Source organism: Micromonospora sp. NPDC005367 (genome assembly GCF_040606825.1).
Lineage (GTDB): Bacteria > Actinomycetota > Actinomycetes > Mycobacteriales > Micromonosporaceae > Micromonospora.
Window position 1 is genome coordinate 173,756 of the sequence record NZ_JBEXFP010000002.1, and the last position, 14,974, is coordinate 188,729.

A 14,974-nucleotide genomic window follows, 5' to 3' on the forward strand; every position below is an offset into this window, starting at 1 on the left:
TTCCGCAGGTCAGCGACGCTGGCTACTCTTCCGGACGCCGTGATCAGGGCCGGTACGGCAGTAGGGCCCGTCACCGGTCGAGCGCGCCGCCCAGGTAGCGGAGCGCGAGGAGCTGGATCGCCAGGCCGTGGAAAATTCGCTTAGCTGTAGCTGGCGAACTGGAGGGCGTTCCGTCAGTTGACCTTAGTTGCCGGGTACGCGGGCTGTGCTGGAGACGGCCCGGTGGGTATTTCCGAGAACCATCCCGGCTATTCGGCGACCCGCAGTACCAGGGATCCTGACCCGACGGTTCGCGTCGCGTTGATCGTCCAGCAACCGGCACCGGGGAAGACCCAGCCGGTGCCCCACTCGTCGCCCGGCCGCTCCCAGTTGCTGCTGTCATGCGGCTCGGGGCCCCAGACAGGCTTGACGACCTGTCCCTCAGGACCTGTGGCGCTTATCGCGAAGTCGCCGCTGCCGGTCATGCGCCAGACCACCTTGAGCTCCCTGCCGGCCACCAGCACAGGCGGCTCCGTTGGAAACGGCAGCGCCCACAGCGTTGCACCGTCACCGGTGCCCTGCCGGTCCTGAGGAATCCCGGGCCCGGCCAACTGGGCGGTCGGTGGACACCCCGAGAGGGTAGGCGGCGCAGGCTCAGCTACCTGCCGTTGTCCAGAGACGGAGGCCTCGGGCGAGGGCTCGGATCGGGTCTCGGGTGAGGAGTCGCACCCGGCCACCACGATCACTGAGATCAGAAACCACCAGATCCGGAAGGGGGGAGAACCCGAAGCCATAGACGACCCTATCCCGGGTCCGGTGCGAGCTAGGTCCCAAAGCTGTCGGGTGTTCCCGCTTCCCGAGCAACAGGAAGCCGCAAGCTGAGACGAGCAAATGATCTACTGCGACAGCGGGACGTCCGCCCGGTTGATCCCGGCTGCGTCGACCTCCTCAGGTTCTCGGCCTTCAGCTGGGCGCGCCGCCCGCGTCTGATGTGGACAGGCCGCGGACCCCGGGACTCGCCGAGCAGCCAATCGAGCAGCCAAGCGGGCGAGCAAGCGCGGACGGTCGTGGACCGGGGCAGCGGGGAGAGTGGGAGGACCAGGCGCGCGAGCCGACCGGACAGGTGTCAAGCCGCTCGATGCCTCACTAATCCACGGCTACACGGCAGAGCTGTCGGTCGGCGGTGTCCAACTGCGGTTCGAACACGACGACCTGGTGGTGGCGTCGCTTGCCGATGAATGGGTGCTCGAGCGAGGGCCGGTCCCGAACGATCTCCGCCGGTACCTCACTGCCGCGGCGTCCCTGCCAGCACTGGCCCGTACGGCAGCGGCCCCGGCCTCCGGGCCGGGGTCGCCGCCGTACAGCAGGTCAGCTGGTGAAATCGTCGTTCACGTCCCGCGCGTCCTCTTGGACGTGTTCGCCGGGCCGTCTGCCTCGGATTTCGTCCCGCTGCGCCACCTGTTCCGCCTGTGCCCGCTCCTTCTGGGTCATGTCGCCCAGACGGGCGCGGGCCGGGCCGGCCAGCTTCTCGACGTTCTCGGTCGCCCTCTCGAAGCTCATGTCGCCTCCCTGTGGTCATGGCGAGAGCCAGGGTCCACTTCCTGTCTCGCGTCCCCGCCCTCCGGTGGTGGAAACCCGGCAGTCTCGGCCGGATCCAGACACACGGTGCAGCAGGTCAGCGACGCATGCCAGCAGGCCGGATGACCTCGCACCGCACCGCACCGCACCCGATCCGACCGGCTCGCCGGCAATCCATAGGTTCAAGGTTCAACGTCTGACGCGGCCCGGCTCGGCAGCATCACTTTCGTCTTGTGGGCCAGGCAGCCCACGCCGCTGCCACGGCGCAGAGCATCAAGCAACTGAAGCCGCCGCACAGCAGCAGGCCGATTGCCCAGAATCCTGACTCGATCATGAGCAGGATCGTATGGGGCAGATCGACACCCGGGTACGGCTGACAAACAGCCGTCCGAGACGAGGGCGGCCGCCGACCGCCGAGTGCGGACAGCCGTCCGAGGTCGCGGACGAGGACGGTCCCTGCCGTACAGGCGCTCCTTGTAGGCGGCTCGTCCCCTAGCCGGCCGACCAGCGGCCGGCTAGGGGACGAGTACGCGCATGAGCGCCTCGCTCATGATCTTCTCGTCTAGGGTGTGGCAGGCGGTGGCACTGCTCGGTGGTAGCGCGTCTTTTGGCGGTGAGGGCTTTGTCTGGTGGTTGGCAACGCGGCTAGGCATCCTGGAGTGGTCAGCGGCGCACAATCAGGAACCGGAAGTCCTACCGTCTACTCGTACTGTCCTGGCGGGGCTTGTTGCTCGCGCTCGGAGCTGGCGCACTGATCACGGCCCTGTCGACCAACGGCATGATTGGTCAGACCGCGAAAGCGATTTTTATTATTCCGTGCGTTCTGGTGTTTCTCATGTCTGCATTCGTATCCGTCGTGACACTGGCAATTGGGGCAGCCGGCTTCTCGCGGACGCCAATTGGGAGCGGCTCGATCCAGCGTCAAGCCCGTTTCACCAGCATGTTCCTAGTCGATCTACTAACCCTCCGTCTGCTCGCACGCAGGAATCCAGGCGGGTGACCGACTGGGTCGCGGTCGGCCGAGCAAGGCCGGACAACCGTGAACCCTGGCCGGTCGTTCGGGCAACTGGTCCTGCTTCTCACGTAGCTCGCCGGCGGCTGATCGTTCGTGCACGCCGAAGAAGGGCGTGGGACGTGCCTCGGTATGTGGCTGGCTCCAGCGGGTATGGCTCCCGGGGCCAGCCGCCGACACCGCGACCAGGAGCGAGCGATGGGCATACGACAAGCCTCCACCGATGACCTCGCCGCCGTCGGCTTCTCGGTCCTGCGTTACGGACTGGCGACGAACATCTTGTGGATCGGTGCGCTCAAGTTCAAGCAGTACGAGGTCGAGAACGTAGAACCTCTGTTGACTTCGAGTCCGATGTTCTCGCCGGTCCGCCGGAGGTTGGGCGCACAGAAGCTCAACCGACTGATCGGGATCACGGAGATCACCGTGGGCTCCCTGATCGCCGCGAAGCCGTTTGCGCCGAGGGCATCGGTGATCGGCAGCCTCGGAGCGGCCGGGATGTTCCTCACCACGCTCAGTTTCCTGGTCACGACGCCTGAGGCCCGGCAGGAAGGGCAGGGGATGTTCAGCATCTCTCAGCTGGGGCAATTCCTGTTGAAAGACACGGTGCTTTTCGGTGCCGCGCTGCTGACAGCTGTCGAATCGCTCGGCGCGGCCCGCTCTGCCGGCCATGCACGGAAGTTGTGACCCAGGCGGCCGAGCCTCGGCACGGGTCGATCTGAAGTTCATCCGACGGCGCCTTGCACCTGCTCGTTGACGCAGGCCACAACCTAGTGCGGTGTCCAGAAACGTTCACCGGGCCGCGCCGGGCCCAGACGACGACCGGCCGCGTTGGAGTCTGGCCTGGATACAACACCGGTATCCAGGCCAGACTCCGCCTTGCCGGACCGCCGCCTGGACCTCGCCGCGACACCGCCAACGTTCCTGGACACCGCACTAGCCGGCACCAGTCGGGCGCCCACCTCAGCTGGAAGGCCCGGACACCGTCGTCTCCGATGGCATGCGTAAGTTGCCGGCCCTGCTGGCTACCGCATGAGCCGTCGAGTTGAGTCCGGCCGCCGCTGGACGTGACAGCCCCTCCCGCTGCGCTGCCCCCGCGCGCCGGATGCCCGGCAGTGGCAGGAGGGCATCCGAGGCGACCCTTGGGGCGGACTGGAATGTCCGGCGCCAGCAGTCGACAGTCGGACTGGCGGGGCCGCTGACGGAGAGCGAATGGAAGAGAGAATTGACACCCTCTCAGGTCCGTTGACATGTGTTTCGAGCAAGTGACAACGTTGTCATCGACTCATTTCCTCCATATGAGACGAGGGGCGCACGTTGCTCTATCGGAATTCACGCCGCCGTGGCGCGACAGCAGCCGCCACGGCCGGCATCCTCGTCACGGGGCTGATACTGGCTCCGTCGGCACCGGCCCAGGCCAGCCCCAACAAGGCGAAAGACGGAGCCGTACGGTCGGGTGACGCACGTTTCGAGGTGTTGTCCCCGACCCTGATCCGCACCGAGTACCAGAAGGACGGCAAGTTCACCGACGCCGCCACGTTCAACGCCATCGGGCGCGATGACTTCCCCCGTACGCGTTTCACGAAGCACGTCGAGAACGGCTGGATCACCATCGACACCGGCGCGATGACGTTGCGTTACCGGGTCGGCTCGGGGGCGTTCAACGCCGACAACCTCACCGTGCAGCTCAAGACCGGTGAGCAGGTCGTGCAGGGCCGGCCATGGGCCGACCGCGCCGCCCCGGACTGCGCGTTCGGTGTGCTCTGCGAGGCCGAATCGTTGCAGCTCAACGGTCCCGGCGTGGCCACCGACCACCGGGGATACACCGGACGCGGCTTCGCGGCCGGTTTCGCCTCCTCCGGCGACTCGGTCAAGTTCGCGCTCGACGCTTCAGGTGACGGCACGAAGCAGCTCACCGTCCGTTACGCCAACAGCGCCGGCGGCGACGGCCAGACCGTGGCCCGCACCCTGACGGTGCAGGTCGACGGAGAGGCCGGCCCCACGCTGACGCTGCCGCCCACCGCGAACTGGGACACCTGGGACCTGGCCGGCGTGCCGGTCGACCTCACCGCGGGCCGGCACGAGATCAGTGTCGTACGCGGCCCCAGCGACTCCGGCAACGTGAACATCGACAGTCTCGCCGTGGTCAACCCGGGCGATTCGTTCCCGGCGCCGGCCGCGCCCCAGCCGCAGCCCCTGCGGTTCGGCACGCTGGGCGAGGCGGAGACCGGCGCGCTGACCGGCGGTGCGAAGCCCGCGAACGACCACAACGGTGCTTCCGGCACGGGCTTCCTGGCCGGCCTGGAGAGCACCTCGTCCGCCGTCGCGCTCACCGTGACCGACGTCCCGTCCGCCGGTGACTACCGGGTGCAGGTCCGCTACGCCAACGGCCAGGCCGGCTCGCAGTCGGTCCAGACACGCACCATGTCGGTCACGGCCGGCACGGCTGCGCCGGTCACGGCGGCCCTTCCGCCGACCAGCGGGTGGGATTACTGGAACACGGTTTCGGTCCCGGTCCACCTCGACCGCGGCACCAACACTGTGACGCTGGGCTGCCCCACGGACACCAGCTGCAACGTCAACGTGGACACGGTCGCCGTCACCAGCGCCGACTCTCCGCTGCTCGCCCCGCACGCGCCGCTCGGCGGCTACCGCCGGGGCCTGGACGGCGTGAACGGTTCCGCGCTCACCAGTGCGGGCCTGCTCTACCAGGACGGCTGGTACCTGCTCGACGACTCGGCCTCGGCCCTGCGCAACACCAAGCCGCGGCCCGCCGCGGAGCAGGACGGCTACGTCTTCGCGTACGGGCAGGACTTCACCCGTGGTCTGACGGACCTCTCGGCCCTGACCGGGCCCACGAAGCTGCTGCCGAAGTGGGCGTACGGGGTGTGGTGGTCCGAGTACTACGACCGCACCGCGACCGAATTCCAGGACCTCGTGGCCAAGGCCAAGGCCGAGGGGGTGCCGATGGACGTGCTCGTCCTCGACACCGACATCAAGGGGCCGGACAAGTGGAACGGCTGGAGCATCGACCACACCCGGATCCCGGACCCGAAGGCGTTCTTCCAGTGGGCCAAGAAGCAGGGCTTGCACACCGGTATCAACATTCACCCGAGCATCCTCGGCTCGGACCCGAAGTTCGCGCGGGCGCAGGCGACCGCCAAGGGCAAGCTGCAGCGTGTCGGCTGCAACGGCGGTGCCGACTGCTACGCGTTCGACTTCGGCGACCCGGACCAGCTCAAGGCGTACATGCAGCTCCACGACGAGATGGTGCCGAAGGGCAGCAAGGGCCCGGACCTGTGGTGGATGGACTGGTGCTGTGACAACTCGAAGTCCTCGCTCGCCGGGGTGACCCCGGACGCCTGGATCAACCAGCAGTACGCCGACAAGACCGGGTTCGCGTTCTCCCGGGCGTACGGGTCGTTGCAGGCCGGTGGCTACAGCAGCCCGACCCCGGTGCCGACCGGGCCGTGGGCCGACAAGCGCACCACGCTGCACTTCACCGGCGACACCACCTCCAACTGGCAGACGCTGCAGATGGAGGTCGGCTACACGCCGGGCGAGTCGGCCGCGACCGGGCTGGCTGCGGTCAGCCACGACATCGGCGGGCACACGGGCGGCCTGCAGGAGCCGGGCAGCGAGCCGGGCAGCACGAAGCTGCCTGACGACCTCTACGCCCGGTGGGTCCAGTTCGGCACGTTCCAGCCGATCGACCGGCTGCACTCCAACCACAGCGACCGGCTGCCCTGGCAGTACGGCCCGGAGGCGGAGGCGTCGGCCAAGAAGTTCCTGAACCTGCGGGAGGAGCTGCTGCCGTACACCTACGCCGCTGCCGAGGAGGCCACCCGCACGGGTACGCCCATCGTCCGCTCGATGTACCTGGCATACCCGAACGAGCAGGCCGCGTACGCCACCGCCGGTTCCGAGTACCTGTACGGGCCGGACTACCTGGTGGCACCGGTGACGACGCCGGGCAACACCGCCACCACGTCGGTGTGGTTCCCGCCGGGCAACGACTGGACCGACATCTTCACCGGGAAGACGTACCGGGGCGGCACCACGCAGAACATCACCACCACGCTGGACACCATGCCGGTGTTCAAGAAGCACTGAGACCGTAGGTCCCAGACCGGCACCCGACCAGCACCGGCCTTCCCGCGCCGGCTTCCAGGACGGGTCCGGACGCCGGCCGGGTGGGGTAACCCACCCGGCCGGCGCGCTCTGCCGTCCCGACGGCACCGTGCACGACCCCGCCCCAGGACCCGGGACGCGTTGGGGGCCAGGTGTGGAATCGCGGTCCCGGGGAACCGGCCCGGTATGCGTTCGAGCGGTAAACCGGCCGTCGCAGCCTCCGGCGAGGAGGTCGGCCGCGACGGCGTACGGGAGCCGGGCGGCGAGGTGCACGCCTGGCTGCCCGGGCAGAACCAGACGGTCTGCGGGCTCCCGCTGAGCCGCACCCGGCTGCGGCGCTTTCCGCACGTACCGTTCGACTACTCCTCGACCGACGTCCTCACCGACGCGGATCCGGTCGGTCGGATCTGCCCGCGCTGCCTCGCCGCGACGGAGGGCCGCCGCCGCGACGAGAAGCACGGCTGGATCCGGCACGCGCCGCGTCCCTGACTGGCGTCCACCCGGATGCGGACGTATAGGGGCGGTCTGGGCGGGTACGGTCGGGCATGCGGATCGTGGTGGTCGGGGCCAGCGGCAACGCCGGGACGGCCCTGTTGCGCCGGCTGCGCCGGGAGCGGGACGTGGAGCTGGCCGGGGTCGTCCGCCGGCTGCCGGGACCGGACTCGGGGGAGCCGTACGACCAGGTGGAGTGGCACTCCTGCGACATCGGCATGCCCGGCGCGGCCGACCAGCTCGCCGAGGTGTTCGCCGGAGCCGGTGCGGTCGTGCACCTGGCCTGGCAGATCCAGCCCAGCCACGACCAGCGGGTACTGCACCGGACCAACGTCGGCGGCAGCCGGGCGGTGATCGACGCGGTGGTCCGGGCCAAGGTGCCGGCCCTGGTGTACGCGTCGTCGGTCGGCGTCTACGCGCCCGGCCCGAAGGACCACCCGGTGAGTGAGCGCTGGCCGGCGACGGGCGTGCCCGAATCGTCGTACAGCCGGGACAAGGCCGAGGTGGAGGCGCTGCTCGACGACGCCGAACGGGAGCATCCGGAGCTGCGGGTGGTGCGGATGCGACCGGGGTTGAACTTCCAGCGGGACGCGTCCACCGAGATCAGCCGCTACTTCCTGGGTCCCCTGGTGCCGGTTCAACTGCTCCGGTTCAACCGGATCCCGCTCGTACCGACCCACCGCCGGCTGCGGATGCAGGCGGTGCACACCGACGACGTCGCCGAGGCGTACACCCGGGCGGTCCTGGGCGACGCGCGCGGCGCCTTCAACCTGGCCGCGGACCCGGTGCTGACGCCGGAGCTGGTGGCCCGGCACTTCCACGGTTGGACCGTGCCGATCGCCGCCCCCGTGCTGCTCGCGGCGGCGAAGCTGACCTGGTACGCGCGGCTGCAACCGATCGACGCCGGCTGGGTGCAGCTGGCGCTGAGCTCGCCGCTGATGTCGAGCGAACGCGCCGAGACCGAGCTGGGCTGGCAGCCGCGGGTCGATGGGCTCGCCGCACTGAGGGAGCTCTTCACCGGGATGGCCGAGCGCGCCCACGCCGCCGGTCCGCCCCTGTCCGCCGCACCCGACCTCCCCGGCCGTCCGTCCGCCCTCCTGAAAGGCAACCCCACCGCCCAACAAAACCCCTACTGACCCCCACCCTCGGCACCGGCCTCCAGCTGCGGTGATCATGAAGTTATCGTCGCGACACGCCGATGGGGCGGGCAATAACTTCATGATCACGGGCGGACAGGCGAGGGGGAGAGGACAGGACAGGGAGGGGGGTCAGGTCAGGCGGGCGCCCAGGAAGAAGATGCCGGGGTGGCCGGGGGTCTCGAACTGGCCGCTGCGGTTACGGCGGAGCGTGGAGTCGTCGATCGTCATCGTGCCCGTCCGGTCGTTGCTGACGAAGAAGATCGCGCCGCCACCCTCGTTGGCCTTGTTGTTCTCGATCACCGTGCCGGCGATCCGGACGGTGAAGCGGTTGCCGTCGCAGTAGATCGCGCCGCCGCTGCCGCCGCCCGGCGTACCGGACTTCGCCGGGTTGGCGCCGTTGCCGATCGCCTCGTTGCCGGTGAAGACGCTGTTCAGCACGGTCCAGGACACGCCGATGCTGCTCAACGCGCCGCCGTTCGAGCAGGAACCGCTCTCGAAGGTGCTGTTCACGACGTACACCGGCTTGTTCTCGTACTGGCTGAGCACCCGCAGCGCGGCGCCGCCCAGGTCCGGCCCGGTACGGTCGCAGCGGTTACCGACGAACCGTGCGTTGACCACCTTCACCCGGCCACCCCGGACGAAGACCGCGCCACCCCCGTCGCCCTCGGCCTGCTCGCCCGTCGAATTGCCCTCGGCGAAGGTGATGTTCTGGATGGTGAGCTGCGGGTGGTCCTGGTTCTGGCAGTGTGAGGTGGTCCAGCCCTGCGCCTCGTCGCACGTGTTCATGTAGAGGATCCGCCGCTTGCCCTGACCGCTCAGGGTGACCTTGCCGCCGCCGTCCAGCACCACCTTCCGCCCGTTGGCGTTGCGTACCTTGGCCGTGGCGGTCATCCGGATCGTCACCGGATCCGGTCCGCAGGCGAAGGTGATGACGCCGCCGGCCGCGACGGCCTTCACCACGGCGGCTGACGTGCAGCTCGCCGGGGTTCCGCTGCCGACCGTCCGGGTCGGCTTCGAGGTGTCCACGGCTCGCGCCTCGGCCGGCACCGGCGCGTCCCCCTTCGGGTTCCCGGCCCGGAACGCGGTCGCCGGCCGCTTCGACGGGGATGGGCTCGGGCTGCCGAACCCGGTCCGGGCCGCCGGGGCCACCTGCTGCGTGCCGGTCGGCGACCCGACGCTGACCGAGGGGGTGACCGGCGGCGCCGTCGTCGGCGGGTCGGCCGTGCCGCAGGCGGGCAGGGCGAGGAGGCCGGCGGCGAGGAGGGTGAGGGGGGTTCTGGTGCGCACGCCACGATGCTAGGGAGCGGGCGCCGTGCCGGAGGGCCGCGCCGGGCCGGCTTAACCCGATGCTAAGCCGCCCGCGACCGGATCGATGCGAGCGGCAGTGCGAGCGCCGGCCTCAGACGTGGCCCAGGGCGTACGCGGTCAGGAAGCCGGCCACGGTGATCAGACCGACCAGCAGGTGAGCGTCCTCGAACGCCTCGGAAACCATGGTGTCGGTGATCATCGCGAGGATCGCCCCGGCGGCGAGTGCGGTGATCGCGGCCACCAGCAGCCCCAACCACCCGCCTGCAACCACTCCGGCACTCCGGGACCGTACCCGTGCCGGACTCGGCCGGAAACCCGGTACGCGGCCGGAAACCGGGTCGCGGCCGGAAACCGGGAACGGCCGGAACTCTCAGAAGTCGGCGAAGAGGTACGGCAGCTGGCGCGGAAAGATCCGGCGCAGTTCGGCGGCGGCCTCGGGCGGCACCTGCCCGAGCCCACGCAGCTGAACCTCGATCGGGTCGAGCACCCCGTACGCCAGCGCGGAGAGCCCGGCGGCGGTGAGCGTGGCCGTCGGCATCGACGAGGTGGTGGTCGTACCGTCGAGGAGTTCCAGCGAGCCGGTGGTGCCGTCGAGCAGGTGGGTGCCCGCCAGCCAGCGGTCGCCGGTCAGCTCGACGCGTACCCGCCCCGGACCGGCCGGCAGACCGGTCAGCGCGTCCAGCGCGAGCAGCCGGGCCATCGGAGCAGAGGAACCCGGTCGAGCCACCCGCGCCTCCACGTGCACGGCGAGGTCGGTGAGCCACAACTCCGGCAGCTCGTCGGCGGCCAGCCGGACACTGACCCGCTCCACCTGGTCGACGTGCCGGGCGAAGAACTGCAACAGCAGGGCCCGGGCGTACGGGTCGGCGACCAGCAGATCGTCGGCGACCAGCTCGCCACCGTGTTCGTCGATCCGGTACGTGACCACGCCGGCCAGTGCTCCGTCGACCCGGGCGGTGAGCAGCCAACGGTCGTCGTCGTCGCGCAGCCGGACGTCCCGGTAGTCGGGGAAGAGCGCGAACCCGTGCCGGTCGTGCAGGCAGCGTTCGGTGAACTCCCGCCACGCCGGGTAGCCGGTGCCGATCCGCTGCCAATCCACCTCGCCGGGTAGCTCGGCGCGGAGCAGCGGGGACAGGTCGGCCGGGGAGAAGGTGGCCGTACGCGGCTTGGGCAGCCCGACGTAGCCGAACCGCGCGTAGAAGCTGGGACGGAACGGGTAGAGCGCGGTCAGCGGATGGCCCTCGTCGCGCATCTCGTCGAGGAGTTGGTGCAGCAGCGTCCGGACGTGCCCCTGCCGGCGGGCCAGCGGGTGGGTCGCCACGCCCGCGACGCCGGCCATCGGCAGCACCGCGCCACGCAGGTTCTGTCGCATCGGGATGGCCGAGGCGGCCGCCCGGGTCTCCCCGTTCTCCTCGACGATCAGCGTCCGGTTGCCCTCGTTGTACGGCAGGTAGTTCCGGAACTCCTCGGCCCGGCGCAAGGTACGCGGAGTCGCCTCGAAGGCGTACGCGCTCAGCACGAAGCTGGTGGTCAGACGCTCCTCGGAACTGATCCGGCGGACGGCCGCCATCAGGCGACCAGGGTGACGTCGGAGACCACCACTGTCACGTTGTCCGGTGCGCCGGCCTGGTGCGCGAGCTTGACCAGCTGCTCACCGCAGAGCTGCCGATCGCCGTACGCGCCGAGGGTCACCGCGATCGCCGCGTCCTCGACGTAGTCGGAGAGGCCGTCGCTGCACAGCAGCAGCCGGTCGCCGGCCTGGACGGTCAACGTGCCGATCGTCGGTGGACTGTCCGCCCCCTGCACGGCACGCGTCACGAGGGACCGCTGGGGGTGGTGCCGGGCCTGGTCGGGAGTGAGCGCCCCCTGGTCGACCAGGGCCTGCACGAACGTGTCGTCCCGGGTCAGCTGGGTCAGCTTGGTGTCCCGCAGCAGGTAGCAGCGTGAGTCGCCGACCTGCGCCAGCACCAGCGTCTCACCGGCGAGCAGGGCGGCCGTCAGCGTCGTACCCATGCCGTCGCGGGCCGGGTCGACGATGATGGCGGCGTGGATGCGCTGGTTGGCGGTGCTCACCACGGCCCGCAGCGCGTCCATGGCGGGCTCCGGCTCGCCCGGCGGAGCCAGCTCGTCCAGGATCCGGATGACGATCTCGCTCGCCACCTCCCCCGCGGGCAGTCCGCCCATGCCGTCTGCGACGGCGACCAGCCGGTCACCGGCGAGGGCGGAGTCCTCGTTGTTGGTCCGGACCAGGCCGATGTCGTTGAGGATGGCCGAGCGGAGGATGAGCGTCATGCGCTTAGCTTGCCAAGAACACCCCACCCGCGTCTCTACGCACTACTGCGTAGGGTTGAGCAATGATGCCGGTGTCGCTGGTGGGGCGCGCCCGTGAGCTGGCCGAGTTCGACCGGGCATGGTCCACCGTGGTTGCCGGGCGACGGGCGGCGCCGACCGTGGCGGTGGTCACCGGCGGCGCGGGAGTGGGCAAGAGTCTGCTCGTCGCCGCGGCCCTGGACGCGCTGACCCCGCGCCCGGCGGTGGTGCTCTCCGGCGCCGCCCGGGTACACAGTCCCGCCCCGTACGACTGGCTGGCCGCGGTGCTCAGCGGACGGGACACCAGCCTGCTCGACCTGCCGCCGGACGCGCTGGCCTGGTTGGCCCAGAATCCGGCCTCGCCCCTGGAGCGGTACGCCCCCGGTGCCCTGCTCCGGCTCGCCGTCCGGACGGTGCGGCTGCTCGTCGGCGCCGGTCCGGCCGTGCTGGTGGTGGAGGATCTGCACGCGCTCGACCCGGCGAGCCTCAACCTGATCGGCGAGCTGGCCACCGCCGCCGAACTGCCCGCCTTGCTCGTGGTCGCCACCCGGCCCGCCGAGGAGGCCGTCGCGCCCGACCTCGCGGTCCGCGCGTTCGCCCGGCTCTGTGGCGTACCCGGCGCCGTCCGCCAGCATCTCGGGCCGCTGCGCAGCGTCGAGGTCGCCGAGGTGCTGAGCCAGGTGTACCCGGGTTCGCGACCGTCCGGGCGGCTGGCGGCCGCGGTCTGGCGGCGTACCGGCGGCAACCCGTTCGCGTTGACCGAACTGCTCGCCGCGCACGCCGGTCAACCGATGGCGACGCTGATCGCTACGTCCGGCCCCCGGCAGTCGGCTCGTCCGGCGGGCTCTCCCCGCTCGATGGAGCCGGCTCGGTCCGCGCCCCGTCCCGCCCTGCCGGCGGGGACGTCCGGGGTCGACGAGGCGGAGCTGACCGGCCGGGAGGTCGAGGTGCTCGGCTGCCTGGTCGCCGGGATGTCGAACAAGCAGGTGGCGAAGGCGCTCGGCATCTCGGTGCGCACCGTCACCGTGCACGTGTCCAACCTGCTGCGCAAGACCGGGGCGGCCTCGCGGACGGAGGTCGCGCTCTGGGCCGTACGGCGGCGGCTCCCGGTGCCCGCGCCGGTCGAGCGCTGAGCCGGCGCGGCCCGGGTCCGCGCCGGTCGGGTCCGGCGCGGACGGCCGTCAGCGCCGCGGGTAGCGCAGCAGCAGACTGGCGGTGACCTCCTCGTCGCCGACTGCCGCGTAGCTGTGTGGCACGTCGGAGTTCCAGCGCAGGTACCCGCCGGCGGCGGCGGTCGACGGCGCGTCCGCCGGACCGGCGCGCAGCACCCCGGAGAAGACCGTGACGTGTTCGGTGACGCCCGGCTGGTGCGCCGGGGAGAGCTGCCCGGTCCCGGGGGTGACCCGCATCCGGTAGAGCTCGTAGGTCGCGTCGGCGTCGGTGAACACCTCGAGCAGTGTGGCGTGCACCGCCGCGCCGTGCACGGTGGGTGCCGCGGCCGGTTCGGCCAGCACCGCGGTCAGCGGTACGCCGAGCTGGGTGGTGACCGCGTAGAGCGTCTCCAGCGTGGGATTCCGGGTGCCGTTCTCCAGGCCGGACAGGGTCGCCTTGCCCACTCCGGCGAGCCGGGCCAGCGCGGAGAGCGAGATCCCCTTCTCCTCGCGCAGTCCACGCACCCGGGCGCCGATCACGCTCGGATCGGCGTCGAGGGCACGGCGGCCTGGTGGTGGCTGAGGCACCTCGCTATGGTGCTACAAATCGTCGTTCCGTAAACGGAACGCTGTGGGAGGGGAGGATGGCGTGGCGGGACGGCTCCAACCGGTGCTCGCGGGCGTGGTCACCGCGCTGGTCGGCTTCGCCAGCTCGTTCACCGTCGTACTGGCCGGCCTGCGGGCGGTCGGGGCCGACACCGAGCAGGCCGCCTCCGGGCTGCTGGCGCTCTGCGTGGCGTGCGGTCTCGCCGCCACCTGGCTCGGCCTGCGCCACCGAGTGCCGATGAGCGTCGCGTGGTCCACCCCGGGCGCGGCGTTGCTGGTCGCTACCGGGCCGGTGCCCGGCGGCTGGCCCGCCGCCACCGGAGCGTTCCTCGTCTCCGGGGCGCTGATCGTGGCTGCCGGGCTGGTCCCGCCGCTCGGCCGCGCGGTGGCGGCCATCCCGAAACCGATCGCCGGCGCGATGCTCGCCGGTGTGCTGCTGCCGCTCTGCGTCGCGCCGGTACGCGCCCTGGTCGAGGTGCCCCGGCTGGCCGGCCCGGTGGTCGTCGCCTGGCTGCTGCTGCACCGGTACGCCCGTCCCTGGGCGGTCCCCGGGGCGCTGGTGGTCGCGGTGGCGGCGATCGCCTCGACCTCGTCCGGCGCCGGCCTCGGCGCGGTCGGCCTGCGCCCGGTGGTCGAGCTGACTCCGCCGTCCTGGAACGTGCCGGTCCTGGTCGGGCTCGCGCTACCGCTCTTCCTGGTCACCATGGCCGCGCAGAACGTGCCCGGCACGGCGGTGCTGGTCGGCTACGGCTACCGGCCGCCGCTCACCGCCGCGCTGCGGACCACCGGTGTCGCCAGCCTGCTGGCCGCCCCGGCCGGCGGTCACGCGGTGAACCTCGCCGCGATCACCGCCGCGCTGGCCGCCGGCCCGGACGCCCACCCCGACCCCGATCGGCGCTGGATCGCCTCGGTGACGGCGGGGGTCGGTCTCGCCCTGCTCGGGCTGGGTGCCGGGGCGGCCACCGCGCTGGTGGCGATCGCCCCGCCGGTGCTGATCGAGGCGGTCGCCGGGCTGGCCCTGCTCGGCGCGCTGGCCACCGCGCTGACCTCGGCGGTGACCTCGGCCGTGGCCGAGCCGGAGCGACGCGAGGCGGCGGTGGTCACCTTCGTGGTCACCGCCTCCGGGGTGACCCTGCTCGGCGTGGGCGGCGCGTTCTGGGGGCTGGTCGCGGGCTGCCTGATGCTGCTGCTCTTCCGCCGCCGCCGACGTGCCCAGCCGGATCCCGTACCGGACGCGGAGCCGGTGCTGAGCCGGCGCTGACCGATCCGGT

General features: G+C 71.1%; 14 protein-coding genes. 7 read left to right on the forward strand and 7 right to left on the reverse strand.

Annotation, left to right across the window (positions count from 1 at the left end; genetic code table 11):
• Nucleotides 1–248 precede the first annotated feature (248 nt).
• Together ABZS42_RS02315 and ABZS42_RS02320 are read right to left on the reverse strand one after the other, a co-directional pair.
• On the reverse strand, nucleotides 249–503 hold the full coding sequence (locus ABZS42_RS02315; protein WP_355141670.1) for a hypothetical protein: 255 nt from the start codon (nucleotides 501–503) through the stop codon (nucleotides 249–251).
• A gap of 844 nt (nucleotides 504–1,347) precedes the next feature.
• The gene (locus ABZS42_RS02320) at nucleotides 1,348–1,539 is read right to left on the reverse strand and encodes a general stress protein CsbD (protein ID WP_355141672.1); all 192 of its coding nucleotides are present in this window, start codon (nucleotides 1,537–1,539) and stop codon (nucleotides 1,348–1,350) included.
• A gap of 742 nt (nucleotides 1,540–2,281) precedes the next feature.
• On the opposite strand from ABZS42_RS02320, the gene ABZS42_RS02325 reads away from it, so the two are divergent.
• The 5 genes from ABZS42_RS02325 to ABZS42_RS02345 all read left to right on the forward strand — a co-directional run bounded on the left by ABZS42_RS02325 (nucleotide 2,282) and on the right by ABZS42_RS02345 (nucleotide 8,325).
• Nucleotides 2,282–2,557 (forward strand): hypothetical protein, encoded by a 276-nt coding sequence (locus tag ABZS42_RS02325; RefSeq protein ID WP_355141674.1) that lies wholly within the window; start codon nucleotides 2,282–2,284, stop codon nucleotides 2,555–2,557.
• A 210-nt stretch (nucleotides 2,558–2,767) separates the two neighbouring features.
• A complete protein-coding gene (locus ABZS42_RS02330; RefSeq protein ID WP_355141676.1) occupies nucleotides 2,768–3,253 on the forward strand; it encodes a DUF417 family protein in 486 nt (161 codons plus the stop codon).
• A 786-nt stretch (nucleotides 3,254–4,039) separates the two neighbouring features.
• Nucleotides 4,040–6,679 carry a TIM-barrel domain-containing protein gene (locus tag ABZS42_RS02335; RefSeq protein ID WP_355141678.1) on the forward strand — a complete coding sequence of 880 codons (2,640 nt, stop codon included), beginning with the start codon at nucleotides 4,040–4,042 and terminating at the stop codon, nucleotides 6,677–6,679.
• Between the two features lie 204 nt (nucleotides 6,680–6,883).
• Entirely contained in the window at nucleotides 6,884–7,186 is a 303-nt protein-coding gene (locus ABZS42_RS02340) for a hypothetical protein (protein WP_355141680.1), read from the forward strand.
• 56 nt (nucleotides 7,187–7,242) lie between these two features.
• Complete coding sequence (locus ABZS42_RS02345) at nucleotides 7,243–8,325, forward strand: NAD-dependent epimerase/dehydratase family protein (RefSeq protein ID WP_355141682.1); 1,083 nt, start codon at nucleotides 7,243–7,245, stop codon at nucleotides 8,323–8,325.
• 132 nt (nucleotides 8,326–8,457) lie between these two features.
• Here ABZS42_RS02345 and ABZS42_RS02350 read toward each other — a convergent pair whose 3' ends face one another.
• The 4 genes from ABZS42_RS02350 to ABZS42_RS02365 all read right to left on the reverse strand — a co-directional run bounded on the left by ABZS42_RS02350 (nucleotide 8,458) and on the right by ABZS42_RS02365 (nucleotide 11,928).
• A complete protein-coding gene (locus ABZS42_RS02350; RefSeq protein ID WP_355141684.1) occupies nucleotides 8,458–9,615 on the reverse strand; it encodes a hypothetical protein in 1,158 nt (385 codons plus the stop codon).
• 112 nt (nucleotides 9,616–9,727) lie between these two features.
• Nucleotides 9,728–9,907, reverse strand: a complete 180-nt coding sequence (locus ABZS42_RS02355; RefSeq protein WP_355141686.1) for a hypothetical protein — start codon at nucleotides 9,905–9,907, stop codon at nucleotides 9,728–9,730.
• Nucleotides 9,908–10,006: 99 nt separating this feature from the next.
• Nucleotides 10,007–11,206, reverse strand: a complete 1,200-nt coding sequence (locus tag ABZS42_RS02360) for a GNAT family N-acetyltransferase (RefSeq protein WP_355141688.1) — start codon at nucleotides 11,204–11,206, stop codon at nucleotides 10,007–10,009.
• On the reverse strand, nucleotides 11,206–11,928 hold the full coding sequence (locus tag ABZS42_RS02365) for a PP2C family serine/threonine-protein phosphatase (RefSeq protein ID WP_355141690.1): 723 nt from the start codon (nucleotides 11,926–11,928) through the stop codon (nucleotides 11,206–11,208). Before ABZS42_RS02365 ends, ABZS42_RS02360 begins: the two co-directional genes overlap by 1 nt.
• A 62-nt stretch (nucleotides 11,929–11,990) precedes the next feature.
• Here ABZS42_RS02365 and ABZS42_RS02370 point away from each other — a divergent pair, with 62 nt between their 5' ends.
• Entirely contained in the window at nucleotides 11,991–13,079 is a 1,089-nt protein-coding gene (locus ABZS42_RS02370) for an AAA family ATPase (RefSeq protein ID WP_355141692.1), read from the forward strand.
• A gap of 48 nt (nucleotides 13,080–13,127) precedes the next feature.
• Here ABZS42_RS02370 and ABZS42_RS02375 read toward each other — a convergent pair whose 3' ends face one another.
• A complete protein-coding gene (locus ABZS42_RS02375) occupies nucleotides 13,128–13,685 on the reverse strand; it encodes an XRE family transcriptional regulator (RefSeq protein WP_355141694.1) in 558 nt (185 codons plus the stop codon).
• 61 nt (nucleotides 13,686–13,746) lie between these two features.
• Between ABZS42_RS02375 and ABZS42_RS02380 the strand changes: the two genes are divergently transcribed.
• Nucleotides 13,747–14,964 carry a benzoate/H(+) symporter BenE family transporter gene (locus ABZS42_RS02380; protein ID WP_355141696.1) on the forward strand — a complete coding sequence of 406 codons (1,218 nt, stop codon included), beginning with the start codon at nucleotides 13,747–13,749 and terminating at the stop codon, nucleotides 14,962–14,964.
• Nucleotides 14,965–14,974: the final 10 nt, after the last annotated feature.